At 66.6% G+C, this 464-nt stretch carries 1 protein-coding gene; it reads right to left on the bottom strand.

Annotated features, from left to right (window positions below):
• Window positions 1-464, bottom strand: a 464-nt coding sequence (locus tag DUK53_RS17110) for a proton-conducting transporter transmembrane domain-containing protein (protein ID WP_305032373.1), incomplete at both ends; no start/stop codon positions are given.

The following is a 464-nucleotide window of genomic DNA, read 5'->3' as shown; positions in this document are numbered from 1 at the left end:
CACCGTTCAGCGTGAGCACCATGCGCACGTCGAGCGGGGCCGACACGCTGGTGGCCGTCAGCGGTGCGTCGAAGTACATCACCTTCACGACGCGCAGGTAGTAGAACGCGCCGATCAGCGACATCACGACGGCGAACACGGCCAGCGCGATGTAGGGAGCCTGGCCGGAAGCCACCAGGGCCTGCAGCACGGCCAGCTTGGCGTAGAAGCCCACCATCGGCGGGATGCCCGCCAGCGAGAACGGGCAGACGGCCATCACGCCGGCGTACAGCGGGCTGCGCTGGTTGAGGCCTGCCAGGTCGGAGATCTCTTCGCTCTCAAAGCCCTCGCGCGCCAGCAGCAGGATGATGCCGAAGCTCGCCAGCGTGGTCAGCACGTAGGTCAGGATGTAGAACTCGCCGAGCTGTAGGCGTTCTCGACCGCGTTCGCGTCCACGTTGCCGTTGATGACGCCCGACAGCAGCC

The sequence above is a fragment of the Listeria sp. SHR_NRA_18 genome, from assembly GCF_003856515.1.
GTDB lineage: Bacteria > Bacillota > Bacilli > Lactobacillales > Listeriaceae > Listeria_A > Listeria_A newyorkensis.
The sequence above is the reverse complement of the archived record's forward strand: the minus strand, read 5'-3'. Positions and strand labels throughout refer to the sequence as shown.